General features: G+C 76.3%; 12 protein-coding genes. 11 read left to right on the top strand and 1 reads right to left on the bottom strand.

Annotation, left to right across the window (positions count from 1 at the left end):
• Positions 1-30 precede the first annotated feature (30 nt).
• Positions 31-708, top strand: a complete 678-nt coding sequence (locus LN037_RS08850) for a TetR/AcrR family transcriptional regulator (RefSeq protein WP_230751558.1) — start codon at positions 31-33, stop codon at positions 706-708.
• On the opposite strand, the gene LN037_RS08845 is transcribed toward LN037_RS08850, so the two are convergent.
• A complete protein-coding gene (locus LN037_RS08845) occupies positions 705-2,474 on the bottom strand; it encodes an acetyl/propionyl/methylcrotonyl-CoA carboxylase subunit alpha (RefSeq protein WP_230751557.1) in 1,770 nt (589 codons plus the stop codon). The two genes, LN037_RS08850 and LN037_RS08845, sit on opposite strands and share 4 nt — an antisense overlap.
• Before the next feature lie 96 nt (positions 2,475-2,570).
• On the opposite strand from LN037_RS08845, the gene LN037_RS08840 reads away from it, so the two are divergent.
• From LN037_RS08840 to LN037_RS08795, 10 genes are all read left to right on the top strand, one after another.
• Entirely contained in the window at positions 2,571-4,175 is a 1,605-nt protein-coding gene (locus LN037_RS08840) for an acyl-CoA carboxylase subunit beta (RefSeq protein ID WP_230751556.1), read from the top strand.
• Positions 4,172-4,948, top strand: coding sequence for an enoyl-CoA hydratase/isomerase family protein (locus LN037_RS08835; protein WP_230751555.1), 777 nt, complete (start codon positions 4,172-4,174; stop codon positions 4,946-4,948). Before LN037_RS08840 ends, LN037_RS08835 begins: the two co-directional genes overlap by 4 nt.
• Positions 4,945-5,724: a nuclear transport factor 2 family protein gene (locus LN037_RS08830; protein ID WP_230751554.1), complete on the top strand. Its 780-nt coding sequence runs from the start codon at positions 4,945-4,947 to the stop codon at positions 5,722-5,724. The genes LN037_RS08835 and LN037_RS08830 overlap by 4 nt, the downstream gene beginning before the upstream one ends.
• Positions 5,721-6,668, top strand: coding sequence for an LLM class flavin-dependent oxidoreductase (locus tag LN037_RS08825; protein WP_230751553.1), 948 nt, complete (start codon positions 5,721-5,723; stop codon positions 6,666-6,668). Before LN037_RS08830 ends, LN037_RS08825 begins: the two co-directional genes overlap by 4 nt.
• On the top strand, positions 6,665-7,927 hold the full coding sequence (locus tag LN037_RS33480; protein WP_230751552.1) for a cytochrome P450: 1,263 nt from the start codon (positions 6,665-6,667) through the stop codon (positions 7,925-7,927). The genes LN037_RS08825 and LN037_RS33480 overlap by 4 nt, the downstream gene beginning before the upstream one ends.
• Positions 7,924-9,525 carry a class I adenylate-forming enzyme family protein gene (locus LN037_RS08815; protein WP_230751551.1) on the top strand — a complete coding sequence of 534 codons (1,602 nt, stop codon included), beginning with the start codon at positions 7,924-7,926 and terminating at the stop codon, positions 9,523-9,525. Before LN037_RS33480 ends, LN037_RS08815 begins: the two co-directional genes overlap by 4 nt.
• Positions 9,522-10,379: a MaoC/PaaZ C-terminal domain-containing protein gene (locus tag LN037_RS08810; protein WP_230751550.1), complete on the top strand. Its 858-nt coding sequence runs from the start codon at positions 9,522-9,524 to the stop codon at positions 10,377-10,379. Before LN037_RS08815 ends, LN037_RS08810 begins: the two co-directional genes overlap by 4 nt.
• Entirely contained in the window at positions 10,349-11,179 is an 831-nt protein-coding gene (locus LN037_RS08805; protein ID WP_230751549.1) for a mycofactocin-coupled SDR family oxidoreductase, read from the top strand. The genes LN037_RS08810 and LN037_RS08805 overlap by 31 nt, the downstream gene beginning before the upstream one ends.
• 84 nt (positions 11,180-11,263) lie before the next feature.
• Positions 11,264-12,190, top strand: coding sequence for an alpha/beta hydrolase (locus tag LN037_RS08800; protein ID WP_230751548.1), 927 nt, complete (start codon positions 11,264-11,266; stop codon positions 12,188-12,190).
• A gap of 20 nt (positions 12,191-12,210) precedes the next feature.
• Positions 12,211-13,854 (top strand): flavin-containing monooxygenase, encoded by a 1,644-nt coding sequence (locus LN037_RS08795; RefSeq protein WP_308286126.1) that lies wholly within the window; start codon positions 12,211-12,213, stop codon positions 13,852-13,854.
• Positions 13,855-13,876 lie beyond the last annotated feature (22 nt).

The raw sequence follows: 13,876 nt of genomic DNA, 5'->3' as shown, positions 1-13,876 counted from the left end.
TCGGGTCGAGGTGAGCTGCAGGGAGTGACGATGGCACAGGATCGCCGGCCCGCGGGCCGCAGCGTCCGCCGCACCGGCGGCGAGCGCAAGCCGCGCGAGGAGCGCTGGGCGCAGCTGCTCGACGTCGCCACGCAGGTCTTCTACGAGAAGGGCTACGACGGCGCCTCGCTGCAGGACATCGCCGACCGGCTCGGCATGCTCAAGGGCAGCCTCTACTACTACATCCAGTCCAAGGAGGACCTGCTCTTCGAGGTGATCAGCGACGTGCACCGGGCGGGCTACGCGGTGGTGCGCACCGCCGCCGAGCCGCCCGGCGACCCGCTCGACCGCCTCGAGCGCACGATCCGCGCCCACGTCGTGCACGAGTGCCGCCACCTCGTGCCGACCGCGGTCTTCCTCCACGAGCTGGCCTCGCTGCCCGCCGACCGCCGCGAGTCGGTGCTGGGCAGCGGCCACGTCTACCAGGGCGTCTTCCGCGACCTCGTCGCCGAGGCCCAGCAGCAGGGCCTCGTGCGCCCCGAGGTCGACCCCCGGATCGCCGGCCTGTCGATCCTGGGCTCCACGAACTGGGTCTACCGCTGGTTCTCCGCCGACGGCCCCTCGACGCCCGAGGAGATCGGCGAGCAGCTGGCCGCCCTGGCGATCCACGGGGTCGCCACCCCCGAGGCCGTCCTGCGCCGGGCCCGGGTCGGCCGGGCGGCCTCCTAGCCCACCATCGCGACGAGCACCGTCCCGGCGGTGACCCCGTCGCCGGCCGCGACGTGCACGGTGGCGACCTCGCCCGCGCTCGTCGCACGGACCGGCAGCTCCATCTTCATCGCCTCGAGCACGACCAGGACCTCCCCGGCCTCCACGTGCGCACCATGGCGCGCGGGCACGGCGACGACGGTCGCGTCCATCGGGGCGCGCAGGCCGGCGTCGGCGGCTCCCGGCCCGGACGCGACCGACCGGCCCGCGCGCGCCCGCGCCGCCCGCGACGTCCCGGCCCGCGCCCGCCCCGGCACGCGCAGGCGCAGCGGCCCGGCGTCCGTGGCGAGCTCCACCGTCCGGTCCTGCGCGGGTTCCCCGTTCCCGTTCCCGACGACGGGTGCGGGCGCCGGCGGCGCCGGGGTGATCGCGGCGAGCCAGTCCCGCTCCAGGCTCCCGGTGTCGTGGGCGACGGCGGCGAACTCCGGCCGGTCGAGGACCTGCCGCAGCAGCGGACCCGTCGTCGGGACCCCCGTGACGGCGAGTTCGTCGAGCGCGGCCGCGAGCCGCACCCGCGCCGTGTCGCGGTCCGGGGCCCAGGCGTGCACCTTGCCGAGCAGCGAGTCGTAGGCCGGTGGCACGTCGTCGCCGGCGGCGTAGCCGACGTCGCAGCGCACCCACGGCCCCGACGGCAGGGTCAGGGCCGTGATGCGACCGGGGGCGGGGCGGAAGTCGGCGCCCGGGTCCTCGGCGGTGATGCGGGCCTGGACGGCGTGCCCGTGCACGGGGACGTCCCCCTCCCGCCCCAGCACCGTCGCCAGCGGCTCCCCGGCGGCGAGCCGCAGCTGCGCGACGACGAGGTCGACCCCCGTGACCAGCTCCGTGACCCCGTGCTCGACCTGCAGGCGCGTGTTCATCTCGAGGAACACGGTGCGGCCCGCCGCGGGGTCGAGCAGGAACTCGACGGTGCCGGCGCCGCGGTACCCGACGGAGCGCACGAGCCGGCGGGCGTCGTCGTGCATCGCGCTGCGCAGGGCGTCCGGCAGGTCCGGCGCGGGCGCCTCCTCGAGCAGCTTCTGGTGGCGGCGCTGGACCGTGCAGTCGCGGTCGCCGAGCACCGCCACCGCGCCGTGGTCGTCGGCGAGGACCTGGACCTCGACGTGGCGGGCACGCTCGACGAGCCGCTCCAGGAACACCTCGGGGCGCCCCGAGCTCGCCGCGGCCTCCCGGCCCGCGGCCGCCAGTGCGTCGACGAGGTCGGCCGGCGCGCGGACCACCCGCATCCCGCGACCCCCACCGCCGTGCGCGGCCTTGACCAGCAGCGGGAACCCGATCTCCGCGGCCCGGTCGGCGAGGTCCGGGGTGGTCGCGTCGATGGGCGCGGGCGTCCCGTCGAGCACCGTGACCCCCGCCGCACGGGCGGCCGCCCGCGCGGCGACCTTGTCGCCGAGCGCCGCGACCACCGTCGGTGGTGGCCCGACCCAGCCGAGGCCCGCGTCCAGCACCGCGGCCGCGAAGTCGGCGTCCTCGGAGAGCAGGCCGTACCCCGGGTGCACGAGGGCCACGCCCTGCTCGCGGGCGACCTCGACGATCCGGGCGCCGTCGAGGTAGGACGCGCGGGCGGGGGCCGGCCCGATCCGCACCGCGACGTCGGCCATCCGCACGTGCGCGGCTGCCGCGTCGGCATCGGAGTACACGGCGACGCCGGGCACCCCGAGCGCCCGGCAGGCGCGCAGGACGCGCACCGCGATCTCCCCACGGTTGGCCACGAGCACCGCTCCGAGCACGGCGTCCTCCCCGTCCGACGACCCGTCTACCAAACGATCGGATGGTAGATTAGCCTGACGCCGACGGTCACGGGAGACGACGGGAGCGAGGCGACGGTGGCACTCGAGCAGGCCGGGCCGCGAGCGAACGGACGCCCCGCGGCGACCGACGACCAGGAGGCCGACCCGCGGGCCGAGCTCGCCCGCCGTCGGGCCGCCGCCGAGGCCATGGGCGGGCCGGACGCGCTCGCGCGGCACCGGGCCTCCGGTCGCCTCCCGGTCCGCGAGCGGGTCGCGCTGCTCGTCGACGAGGGCAGCTGGTTCGAGATCGGCGCGCTCGCGCAGCCCGAGATCCGGCGGGAGAAGCCGGTGCCGGGCGACGCGGTCGTCACCGGCTTCGGGCTGCTCGACGGCCGCCGGGTGGGCGTGATCGGCATCGACGCCACCGCGGTCGCGGGCACCACCGCCCCGATCAGCATGCGCAAGCAGGGCCGGTTGATCGAGCACGCGCAGCGCGGCGGCTTCCCGCTCGTGCTGCTCTGCGACGCCGACGGCGGCCGGATGCCCGACGTCATGGGGTGGCGCTTCTCGGGCCTGCCGCTGGACTTCACGAGCTTCCTCGGCGCCACCGACTCCTCGCCGGCCGTGCCCCGGGCCGCGGCCGTGCTCGGCCCCTCCTACGGCGACTCGGCGCTGCACGCCTCGACCGCCCACTTCGTCGTGATGACCCAGGGCGCCTCGGTCGCGCTGTCCGGGCCGTCGGTGGTGGAGCCCGCCATCGGGGAGCGGGTCAGCGACGACGAGCTCGGCGGGCCCGCCGCCGCGACCGCGGCCGGCAACGCGCACCTCGTCGTCGAGGGCGAGCAGGACGCCCTCGACGCGATCGCGGCGTTCCTGTCCTACCTGCCCTCCAACGCGGCCCTGCCCGCCCCGGTCGGCGAGCCCCGCGATCCCGCGCGGGACCCGGCCGCGATCGCCGACCTGGTGCCGACCGGGGCCCGGTCGGGCTACGACATGCGCGAGGTCCTCGCCGCGGTCGCCGACGCCGACAGCGTGCTGCCCTGGGCCGACGGCTGGGGCTCGAGCCTGCTGTGCGCGCTCGCGCGGATCGAGGGCCGCCCGGTGGGCCTCGTCGCGAACCAGCCGCTGGTCCGGGCCGGGGCCCTCGACCCGGCCGCGCTCGCCAAGGAGCACGACTTCGTCGACCTCTGCGACACCTTCGGCCTGCCGCTGGTGTTCCTGCACGACGTGCCCGGACTCATGATCGGGCGCCAGGCCGAGCAGGGCGGCATCCTCGCCGCCTACGAGCGGACCGTCGCGCGGATCGCCCGGGCGCAGGTTCCGCGCGTGGGCGTGGTGCTGCGCAAGGCCTACGGCGGCGGGCACTTCGCGATGGGCGGGCGCCCGACCCGTCCCGACTTCCTCTTCGCGTGGCCCGGCGCCGAGCTGGGCTTCATGGCCCCGGAGACCGGGGTGCGCACCGTGCACCGGCGGGCGCTGGACCGCCTGCACGCCGAGGAGGGCCCGGCGGCCCGGGACGCGCGGGCCGCGGAGCTCACCGCCGAGTGGCGCGCCGAGTCCGAGCCGTGGGAGGCCGCCGCGCACCTCTCGCTGGACGACGTCATCGACCCCGCCGCCACCCGCTCCACCGTCGCCGCGGCGATCGACGTGGCGTGGGGGGAACGGCCGCAGCGGGTGGGGCACCGGGGAGGACGACCGTGAGCGACCTGACCGAGATCACGCTGGCCGACCACGGCGCCGTCACGGTCGTGACGATCGACCGGCCCGACAAGCTGAACGCGCTCGGCGTCGACTTCTGGCCGCAGCTGCGCGAGGCGCTCGCCCGGCTCGAGGCCGACGGCACGACCCGGGCCGTGGTCCTCACCGGCGCGGGCGACAAGGCGTTCTCCGCCGGCGGGGACATCGCCGGGTTCGGCGAGCTCGACGGGATCGCCGCACGCCGGGCCTTCCAGACCGAGTGCCTGCGGACCTTCGCCGCCGTCGAGGAGTCCCGACTGCCGGTCATCGCCGCCGTCAACGGCTACGCGTTCGGCGGCGGCTGTGAGCTCGCCCTGGCCTGCGACCTCGTGCTCGCCTCCGACCGGGCCACGTTCGCGATGCCGGAGAGCGCCATCGGTCTGGTCCCGGGGTTCGGGGTGCTGCGCGCGCCCGCCGTCATCGGGCGGCACTGGACGAAGTGGATGGTGCTGGCCGGGGAACGGCTCGACGCCGAGCAGGCCGAACGGATCGGCCTGGTGCAGCGGCGGGTGCCGCACGAGGACCTCCTCGACGCCGCCCTCGCGGTGGGCGAGCGGATCGCGCGTGCCGCCCCGCTCGCCGTCGAGACCGGCAAACGGATGATCAACCGCGGGATCGACTCCGGGGAGACCAGCTGGTCGCTCGACGCGATCACGCTGCTGCAGTCCTCCGAGGACACCGCCGAGGGCATTGCCGCCTTCACCCAGAAGCGCTCCCCGCGCTTCGAGGGCCGGTGAGCCCCGTGGAGGCCCCGGCGCCGTTCGTCGCCCTGATGCGCCGCTACGTCGTGGACTACACCAACCGAGGCGACCTCACGGTCTGCGACGAGATCATGGAGCCCGACTACGTGCTGCGGATGGGCCCGCACGTCCTCGCGGGCCGCGACGAGGCCTACAAGCCCGCCACCCGCAAGCAGCTCGAGCAGTTCCCCGGGCTCGTGCTCACGGTGCACGACGTGATCACCGACGGGCACCGCCTCGCCCTGCACTTCAGCGAGCACGGCGCCTCGCGGCGCCACGACGACCGCCGCGCGGTGTGGGGCGGCATCGGGCTCTACTCCTGGAACGGCACGCGCCTCACCGCCAACCGCGTCGAGCAAGACTACCGGGCCCGCCGTCGCCAGCTCGCCGACGGCGTCCCCGACGTGGTCCCGCCGCCCGCCCTCGCGCCCTGGGACACCGTCGCGGTGCCGGGCGACCCGGCGACCGAGGAGGTCGTCCGCGCCTGGGCCGCCGCCGGTCTGCCGCCGACCGGCGACGTCGTCGTCGACGACGGGCGGGGGACGGACGACGTCCTCGTCGAGCCCGAGGACGTCACCGTCGACGACGTGGTCGTCGCCGGCCCGCGCGCCGCCGTGCACGTCACCGTCCGCGGGGCCCACCGCGACGGCGGACCCGCGACCCTGCACGCCGCCGCGCTCGTCACGGTGCGCGGGGGACGGGTGGCCGCCGGCCGCGTGATCCGGGACCGGCTCGGGCTGGAACGCGCCCTCGCGTCGGCGGGTGCGCGATGACGCGTGTCGGGCTGTACCTCGACCTGCGGATCCCGGCGGGGCGCGACGCCGCGTCGACCTACCGCCGCACCCTGGACCGGGTCGTCGCCGCCGAGGAGCGCGGGCTGGGTGCGGTGTGGGTGACCGAGCACCACGGGTTCGCCGACGGCTACCTCCCCGCCCCCCTGACGATGGCCGCGGCACTGGCGGCCCGGACCCGCCGTGTCCGGATCGGGACCGGCGTCGTCATCGCGCCGCTCGTGCCCGCCGAGACGCTGGCCGAGCAGGCCGCCGTGGTCGACCTGGTCTCCGGCGGCCGCCTCGAGCTCGGCCTCGGCGCGGGCTGGCGGGCCGAGGAGTTCGCGCGGGTCGGCGCCGACCACCGCACGCGCTACGACGTCCTCGAGGACCGGCTCGCCCGGCTGCCGCAGCTCTGGGCCGACGGCACCGTCACCCCGGCCCCCGTCCAGGACCCGCTGCCCACCTGGGTCGGCGCCCGCGGGCCCCGCGGTGCCCGCCTCGCGGGGCGCGCCGGTGCCGGGCTGCTCTGGCTCGACCCGGACCTGCTCGGCCCCTACGCCGAGGGCCTCGCGGCCGGTGGCCACGCCGCGGGGACCGGGCGCGTCGGCGGGCTGGTCAACGTCTTCCTCGCCGACGACCCCGACGAGGCCAAGGCCCGGCTGCGCGAGGCCGCCGGCCGCAACCGGGCGTCCTACCGGGGCAACGACGAGGCCGCGAGGAGCTCCGGGGACACGACCTTCCCGCGGTTGAGGGTCCGCACCGGGGCCGACGCGGTCGCCGCGGTGCGCGAGCAGCTCGCGCCGCTCGCGGCGGTGCCGGTCACCGACGTGTTCTGCTTCGCCGACCTCGGCGGCCTGCCCGACGACCTCGTCGACCGGCACCTCGAGCTCGTCACCGACGTCCTGACGCCGGGTCTCGCCGACCCCGCGGCGGTGGTCGCGTGAGCGCCGCCGGCCGGGTGCCCGACCTGCCCGACGACCTCCTCGCGCCCGACGCCGTCGCCGACCCGGCCGGGGCCGCGGCGCTGCTCCGCGAGCACGACCCGGTGCACTGGAGCGCCGCGCACCGCGCGTGGCTGCTCACCCGCCACGACGACGTCGTCGCCGCGTTCCGTGACCCGGCGTTGTCCTCGGACCGCGTACGGCCGGTGCTCGCGCGTCGGCAGGCCGCGGGCCCGTCGGCCGAGCACCGGGTGCTGTCGCTGATCAGCGACTGGATGGTGGTCAGCGACCCGCCGGCGCACACCCGGCTGCGGCGCCTCGCGGGCGGGGCGTTCAAGCAGCAGCAGATCGCCGCGATGGGGGAGCGCATCCAGGCCCTCGTGGACGAGCTCGTCGACGGGTTCCTGACGACGGGTCCCGACGGCGACCTGGTCGCCGACGTCGCCTACCCGCTGCCCGCGACCGTGATCGCCGAGATGCTCGGGGCGCCCCGCGCCGACCGCGACCGGTTCCGCGAGTGGTCCGACGAGCTGGCGCTGGTCGCCTTCGGCACGGGCGGGGACGCCCGCGCCGACCGGCACGCCCGGGCGCTGCGCGGTCTCGAGGAGATGGCCGCGTACTTCCGCGACCTCGTCGCCGAGCGCCGCCGCGACCCGGCCGACGACATGCTCTCGGCGATGATCGCCGGCGAGTCGACCGGACCCGACGTCGAGGAGGGCCTGACCGACGACGAGCTGGTCGGGATGTGCGCGCTGCTCCTGTTCGCCGGGCACGAGACCACCACGAACGCGATCGCGAACGCCGTCCGGCTGCTCACCGCCGACCCCGCCGTGCGCGACCGGGTCGCCGCCGACCCCGACCTCGTGGCGCCCGCCGTCGAGGAGGCGCTGCGTCTGCAGGGTCCGATCAAGGTCCTCGTGCGCTGGGTCGTGGCCGACCACGAGCGGCGGGGCCGGCAGATCCGCGCGGGGGAGCGGGTGATGCTGGTGCTGCCGGGCGCCAACCGCGACCCGGAGCGGTTCGACCGGCCCGACGCCCTCGACCTGCACCGCGAGCGCAACCAGCACCTGGCATTCGGCCGCGGCATCCACGCCTGCATCGGGGCGCAGCTCGCCCGGCTGGAGACCCGCCACGCCGTGGGGACGCTGCTCCGGCGTCTGCCCGGCCTGCGCGTCACCGCCGAGCCCGACTGGGTCCCGACGATCGCCTCCCGGGCGGCCGCCACCCTGCCGGTCACCTCCGACGCGGCGGGACGGCCGTGACCCCGCGCGGCCCGGTCACGACGCTCGCCGAACTCGTCGACGCCTCCGCCGCGCGGGCCCCGGACGCCGAGGCGCTCGTCTTCGCCGACGGCGAGCGGCTCACCACGGGTGGGCTCGCGGCCCGGTCGGCGGAGCTCGCGACCGGCCTGCTCGCGGCCGGCGTCGGGCCGGGGGACCGGGTGGCCCTGCTGCTGCCCGCCTCGGCGGACCTGGTCGCGCTGCTTCTCGCCGTGACCCGGGTCGGGGCGATCGCCGTGCCGGTCAACGCCCGCTACCGCGCCGGCGAGGTCCACCACGTCCTCGCGCACTCCGGTGCAGCGCTCGTCGTCACCGCGCCGGGGGCCGTCGGCACGCCCGACCTGCCGCGGCTCGCCGACGAGGCCCGCGCGGTCGGCCCCACCCCGGAACTGCGCGCCCACGTGGACCTGGCCACGCTGCGGGGCCGGACCGACCCGGCCGCGCTCGACGCCGCGACCGCCGGCACCCGGGTCCGCGACCCCGCCGTCCTCGTCTACACCTCGGGCACCACGGCGGCGCCGAAGGGCGCGCTGATCTCGCACGAGGCGCTGGTCCGGCTCGCGGCGGGGATCGCCGAGCGGATGGCCCTCACCCCGGCCGACCGCATCTGGACGGCGATCCCGCTCTTCCACGGCGGTGGCATCACCTTCACCGTCGCCGCGCTGACGGCGGGCGCGGCCTTCGTCCACCCCGGGTACTTCGACCCGACCACCACCCCGGCCCTGCTGGAGACCGAGCGGATCACGGTGGCGCTCGCCGCCTTCGAGACCATCTGGATGCCGGTCCTCGACCGGCCGGACACCGCCGGGCGCGACCTGTCGGCGATCCGGCTGGTCATGGCCGTCGGCGTCCCCGAGCGGCTCCGGGTCATGGCCGAGCGGCTCCCGCGGGCGGTGCACGTCTCGTGCGTCGCGATGACGGAGTCCTCGGCGTTCCTCGCGCTCGGCCGCCTCGACGACCCGCTCGAGGCCCGCCTGACGACCGGGGGCCACCCGATGCCGGGGATGTCGTGCCGGGTCGTCGACCCGGAGACCGGCGCCGACCTGCCCCCGGACGTGCCGGGGGAGCTGCTCTTCCGCGGGCCCACCGCCTTCGACGGCTACTTCCGCGACCCGGCGGCGACCGCCGCCACGATCGACGACCGGGGCTGGGTGCACACCGGCGACCTCGTCACCCTCGACGCGGACGGACGGCTCACCTTCCGCTCGCGACTCAAGGACATGCTCAAGGTCGGCGGCGAGAACGTCTCCGCCGCGGAGATCGAGAACCACCTGCTGACGCACCCGGCCGTCGGCGTGGTCGCCGTCGTCGCGGCGCCCGACGCCCGCTACGTCGAGGTCCCGGCCGCGTTCGTCCAGCTCGCCCCGGGCGCGCAGGTCACGGCCGACGAACTGGTCGCGCACTGCGTCGGGGCGGTCGCGAGCTTCCGCGTCCCGCGGTACGTGCGCTTCGTCGAGAGCTGGCCGATGTCCGGCACGAAGATCCGCAAGGTGGAACTGCGCGAGCGCATCGCCGCCGAGCTCGCCGCGGCCGGGATCACGGAGGCGCCGCGGCCTCCCGCGCCCGCGGGCCGCCCGTGAGCGGCGACCTCGTCGGGTGGCGGGTCCCCGGCGGGACCAGCCGGGTCGAGCCCTACGAGAACCTGCTGCTGCACGACGCCGTGCGCGCGCCCCGCGCGGCCGCCCCGCACCCGATCTGGGCCTTCCTCGCCCCGCAGCGGGGCATGGGTCTGTCCCTCGCCGCGCTGTTCGAGGCGTTCGGGACGCCGCTCGACGCCGGCCCGGTCCTCGGCTCCTTCGGCGCCCGGTCGCACGCCCCGCTCCGGCTCGGCGTCGACCACACGGTCACCGGTGGGGTCACGTCGGTGGTCCGGCGGGCGAGCCGGGTGCTGGGGCCGTTCGACGAGGTCACGCTCGTGCTGGAACTTCGCGGTGCGGGCCCCGTGGTCACCGCGACGTACGCGTTCCTCCTCCCGCGCCCGGGCGACCGTCCCGCCGGACCCGCCCCGACCCGTCGTCGGGAAGGCATCGGGGGCGCGGCGGGCGAGCCGGTCACCGTCCGGGCCGAGGAGATGAAGCTGCTCGCGCTGCTGCTGCGCGACCCCAACCCGATCCATCTCGACGCCGACGCGGCGGCGGCCCTCGGGTTCGGGCGCGCCTGCGTGAACCAGGGCCCCGCCAACCTCGCGTACGCGCTCACCCACCTCGTGCGGTCGCGGCCCGCCGAGCGCCTCGTGGCGTTCGAGGCGCGGTTCCACGCCACGGTGCTCGCCGGGGACGTGGTGCGCCCGGTGCTCGCTCCGGACGGGGGCTTCGCCCTGCTCGGTGCCGACGACCGGCCCGCGGTGAGCGGGCACGCCGAACTCGCGGCCGCGTCCGGCGGCCCGGACCCGGAGGGAGCGACATGGGACGTGTCGAGGGCAAGGTCGCCCTGATCAGCGGAGCGGCGCGGGGACAGGGGCGGTCGCACGCGTTGCGGCTCGCGGCCGAGGGGGCGGACGTGGTCCTGCTCGACGCGTGCGCCCCGATCCCGTCCGCGCCGATCGACATGCCGTCCTCGGACGAGCTCGAGCGCACCGCCGAGGAGGTCCGCGGCCTCGGCCGGCGAGCGCTGGCCCACGTGGTCGACGTCCGGGACACCGGCGGGCTCGCGAAGGTCGTCGACGACGCGGTCGCCGCGTTCGGCGGCATCGACGTGGTGTGCGCGAACGCCGGCATCTTCGCGACGGCGCCCGCGCTGGAGACCGACGACGCCCTGTGGGAGGAGACGCTGGCGATCAACCTGACCGGCGTGTTCCGCACCGTCCGGGCGGCGCTGCGGCCGATGGTCGAGGGCGGCCGGGGCGGGTCGGTGATCGTGACCAGCTCGACGGCGGGCCTGAAGGGCGTGCCCAACACCGTCGCCTACTCGGCGTCGAAGCACGGCGTGGTGGGCGTGGTCCGGGTGCTCGCGAACGAGATGGCCCCGCACCGGATCCGGGTGAACTCCGTGCACCCGACCGGCGTGAACACCGCGATGATCCGCAACGAGGCGACCTACCGCCTGATGGTGCCCGGCGCGGAGCACCCCACGTCGGAGCAGGCCGAGCCGGTCTTCGCGTCGATCAACGCCCTGCCGGTGCCGTGGGTGGAGGCGTCCGACGTCAGCGAGGCCGTGCTCTGGCTGGCCTCCGAGGAGTCCCGGTTCGTCACCGGGGTCGCGCTGCCGGTGGACGCGGGCGCCACCCAGAAGTAGCCGCTCGCCGTTGTGATCAGGACCACGCGCCCGCTAGCCTACCGATCGTTTGGTACTCGATCCCGACGACGGGTGGTGCGGCCGGTGGCCCTCGACGACGCGACCTCGGACCTGGTGGCGCAGCTCGCCGCGAGCGGCATGCCGCCGATCCAGGAGATGACCCCCGAGCAGGCCCGCGGGCTGGGCCCGGCGCTCGCCGAGATGTACGGGCCCGGCCCGGCGGTGGCCCGCGTCGACGAGCCCGCCGATGCCCCGGTGCCGCTGCGGGTGCTGACGCCGGAGGGCACGCCGCGCGGCGTCGTCGTCTACCACCACGGCGGTGGGTGGGTGATCGGCGCGCTCGACGAGTTCGACCACCTGTGCCGGCTCCTGGCGAACCGCACGGGCTGCGTCGTGGTGCTCGTCGACTACCGGCTCGCGCCGGAGCACCGCTACCCGACCGCGGTCGAGGACGCCTGGGCCGCACTGCAGTGGGTGGACGCGCACCTCGTCGAGCTCGCCGGGTCGCGGGTGCCGCTGGTGGTCGCCGGCGACTCCGCGGGCGGCAACCTGTCGGCGGTCGTCGCGCGACGCGCCCGCGACGCGGGGGGCCCGGCGCTGGCGGCGCAGGTGCTCGTCTACCCCGTCACCGACGCGGACGTCGACCGGCCGTCGTACGTCGACCCGGCGAACCAGCTGCTGGTCAACCGGGACAGCATGGTCTGGTTCTGGGACCACTACACCCCGGACGCCGCCGTGCGGGCCGATCCCGACGCCTCGCCGCTGCAGGCGTCCGACCTCGCGGGGCTCCCGCCCGCGGTGGTCCTGCACGCCCCGCACGACCCGCTGCTCGACGAGGGCGTGGCGTACGCCGACCGGCTCGCCGCGGCCGGGGTCGAGGTGACGCGGCTGCTCGTCCCGGGCCAGATGCACGGCTTCTTCACCATGGTCGGCGTGCTGCCGGGAGCAGCGGTCGGCATGGACTTCGTGGTGGGCGAGATCGACCGCCACCTCAGCCCCGTGACCGCCTGACCCCTCGAGAGGTGGCCCCCGTGTCCGTCCCGACCCCCCGCCCCGCGTCCGTGACCACCGTCGACGCCCTCGTCGTCGGCGCCGGACTCGCCGGGCTGTACATGCTCCACCGCCTGCGCGGCCAGGGGCTCGACACCGTCGTCGTCGAGGCCGGGGACGGCGTCGGCGGCACCTGGTACTGGAACCGCTACCCGGGCGCGCGCTGCGACGTCGAGAGCCTGGAGTACTCCTACTCGTTCTCCGCCGAGCTCGAGCAGGAGTGGGACTGGACCGAGAAGTACCCGACGCAGCCGGAGATCCTGCGCTACGTCGAGCACGTCGCGGACCGCTTCGGCCTGCGCGACGGGGTCCGGCTCTCCACCACGGTCACCGCGGCGCGCTACGACGACGCCCGCGGGCGCTGGCACGTCACCACCGACGCGGGCGACGCCTACGACGCCGAGCAGCTGATCATGGCGACCGGGTGCCTGTCGGTGGCGAAGACCCCGGAGGTGCCCGGGACCGACACGTTCGCCGGCCGCACCTTCCACACCGGGCACTGGCCGCACGAGCCGGTGGACTTCACGGGGCGCCGCGTGGCCGTCATCGGCACCGGGTCCTCCGGCATCCAGACGATCCCGCTGATCGCCGAGCAGGCGGCCGAGCTGACGGTCTTCCAGCGCACGCCGAACTTCAGCATGCCCGCGTCGAACCGGCCGCTGGACCCGGCGGAGCAGGCCGCGCGCAAGCAGGACTACCCGGCGCACCGGGAGGCCGCCCGGACCTCGGGGTTCGGGGTGCCGGTGGAGGCGGCGACGCAGTCCGCGCTCGAGGTGTCCGACGACGAGCGCGACGCCCGCTACGAGGCGGCGTGGGGCGTCAACCTCGTCGGGCTGCTCAGTTCCTACACCGACACGATCGTCGACCGCGCGGCCAACGACACCGCCGCCGAGTTCGTCCGCCGCAAGATCCGGGCGACCGTGCAGGACCCGGAGGTCGCCGAGGCGCTCTCGCCGCGCGACCACCCCTTCGGCACCAAGCGGCCCTGCCTGGACACGAACTACTACGCGACCTACAACCGCGACCACGTGCACCTGGTCGACCTGCGCGCGACGCCGCTCGCGGAGATCACGCCCCGGGGCGTGCGGACCTCCGAGCGCGAGTACGAGGTCGACGACCTGGTCTTCGCGACCGGCTTCGACGCCATGACCGGGGCGCTGCTGCGCATCGACGTCGTCGGCCGGGACGGGGCCACGTTGCGGGACCGGTGGGCCGACGGCCCGACGACGAACCTCGGCCTGCAGGTGGCCGGCTTCCCGAACCTCTGGATGATCACCGGGCCGGGCAGCCCGTCGGTGCTGTCGAACATGATGGTGTCGATCGAGCAGCACGTGGACTTCGTGGCCGACTGCCTCGCCTTCGCCCACGGGCGGGGCGAGACGGTCGTCGAGTCGACGCCCGAGGCCGAGACGGAGTGGACCGAGCACGTCCGCGTGGCCGGCGAGGCGACCCTCTACCCGCAGGCGAACTCCTGGTACATGGGGTCGAACGTGCCGGGCAAACCGCGCCGGTTCATGGCCTACATCGGCGGGGTCGGGGCCTACCGGCAGCACTGCGACGACCTCGCCGCCCGCGGGTACCCGGGCTTCGTCTTCTCGTCGCCGCGGGTACCGGAGCCGGCCTGAGCCCCGGCGGGCCCGACCGCCT

This window comes from Actinomycetospora soli (genome assembly GCF_021026295.1).
Classification (GTDB): domain Bacteria; phylum Actinomycetota; class Actinomycetes; order Mycobacteriales; family Pseudonocardiaceae; genus Actinomycetospora; species Actinomycetospora soli.
Note: the sequence above shows the minus strand (reverse complement) of the source record. Positions and strands in the feature narration are given on the sequence as shown.

Bases quoted from the DNA above. Each gene is read 5' to 3' on its own strand.
- LN037_RS08850 (WP_230751558.1), top strand. From the start codon at position 31: ATGGCACAGGATCGCCGGCCCGCGGGCCGCAGCGTCCGCCGCACCGGC.
- LN037_RS08825 (WP_230751553.1), top strand. From the start codon at position 5,721: ATGACGCGTGTCGGGCTGTACCTCGACCTGCGGATCCCGGCGGGGCGC.
- LN037_RS08805 (WP_230751549.1), top strand. From the start codon at position 10,349: ATGGGACGTGTCGAGGGCAAGGTCGCCCTGATCAGCGGAGCGGCGCGG.